The 527-nt window shown below is 38.9% G+C and carries 1 protein-coding gene; it reads right to left on the bottom strand.

The features are described from left to right. Positions 1-386, bottom strand: a 386-nt coding sequence (locus ACEWK1_RS27765) for a MerR family transcriptional regulator (protein WP_416636900.1), incomplete at its 3' end; no start/stop codon positions are given. Positions 387-527 lie beyond the last annotated feature (141 nt).

Below are 527 nucleotides of genomic sequence, written 5' to 3'. Positions count from 1 at the left end.
TCTTTTTGATTAGCAATAACCTGCATGGTTGAACCCATTTGTTCCAGTGCAAGTTGAAGCTGTAAAGCATATTGTTTTGTAGCATTTTCTGATTGCTGTTGCACTACTGCTGTGGTTGTTGCGTTTGGTTGCTCGATCTCTAAATTCCTAGAAAACATCTGGCTTAAGCCGTCCTCTATCTCGATTGCGGTTAGCTTGCGTTTAAATCCTTCCGCAATGAAACGCAATATCTCCACAGTCTCTGGTCGATAACGCTTTTTTCTTCCTTCACCAACAGAAGGAACATAATCTATGAAACCATCTCGATAATAGCGTGCGGTCGATTCTGGTAGATGTAATTCTTTTGCAATTTCCGCAATCGTCATTAACTTTTTAATATTGATCACTCCGATCTACAAGAACTCTAGTTTATTAGTTTCTACAGCAGTTCCGCAATCACCTACTTTTTAGAAAAAATGATGCCTTCAGGTTGATTTCTATTTTGCCTTGATCGTGATTATCACGATCAGGTAAAGAGAGATTTTGGA

Origin of the sequence: Metabacillus sp. YM-086, assembly GCF_048059995.1 — a bacterium.
Taxonomy (GTDB): domain Bacteria; phylum Bacillota; class Bacilli; order Bacillales; family Bacillaceae; genus Metabacillus; species Metabacillus litoralis_B.
The sequence above is the reverse complement of the archived record's forward strand: the minus strand, read 5'-3'. Positions and strand labels throughout refer to the sequence as shown.